This window comes from Staphylococcus rostri (assembly GCF_002902145.1).
Lineage (GTDB): Bacteria > Bacillota > Bacilli > Staphylococcales > Staphylococcaceae > Staphylococcus > Staphylococcus rostri.
This window is the reverse complement of record NZ_PPRF01000160.1, coordinates 1-739: the sequence shown is the minus strand read 5'-3', so window position 1 is coordinate 739 and position 739 is coordinate 1. Positions and strand designations below refer to the sequence as shown.

At 23.8% G+C, this 739-nt stretch carries 1 protein-coding gene; it reads left to right on the top strand.

Going from position 1 to position 739, the window contains the following annotated elements; translation table 11 throughout:
* Nucleotides 1-739: hypothetical protein (locus CD122_RS12100; protein ID WP_169926526.1), on the top strand; the 739-nt coding region annotated here is incomplete at both ends.

Genomic DNA, 739 nt, shown 5'->3' with positions numbered 1-739 from the left:
ATACAATGAGAAACGTATCTGAAATTTTAAAATCTTTAAATCTATCTCCTACATATGAAACAGTTATTTTTATTATTATTTTTATTGTTAGCATTATAATAAAAGGTTTTGATATTTACACTAAAAACAAAAGCGGGGATAATATGAATTTTAAAAATAGTCGAAAATTGTCGACAGTATTGGGTATTTCTTTAAACACAATAATATTAACAGTAATAGCCACTGTCATTGACTACACGTTTACAAAAGCCGTTGTTCGAGGAGATATTGAAAGAAATTCATTTCTATTCACCCATCTAGCAATCTTAATAATAGCTATTGTACTACTTTTAATACTTATGTTTATGCGTAGTTATACTAAATCAAAAGTATACGCTAATTTAGCATATGTATTTAAACATAATTACAACTTACAGAAGAAAATTGCTATCAAAGAAAAAGAACAATTTTATGCAATCAATGAAGCTCATAAAAATTATCAAATTAATAGAGCTATACAAAGAGGAAAGTCAAAAAAAGAAGTTATTAAAAAAATAAAGGCTAAATATTCAGATGCCAAAGAACAAGAGGAATTAGAAAAGAAGAACATTCGAGAATTAAGAAAGTCGAAAATTAAATACTTCCTAATAACAAAAATATATCTAACTTTTTTCTTTTTATTATATTTATTTAGTATATTACTTAACGCATCTTTCATTTTAATTATTATTTATTTTGAAGATAAATACTTGATATATAC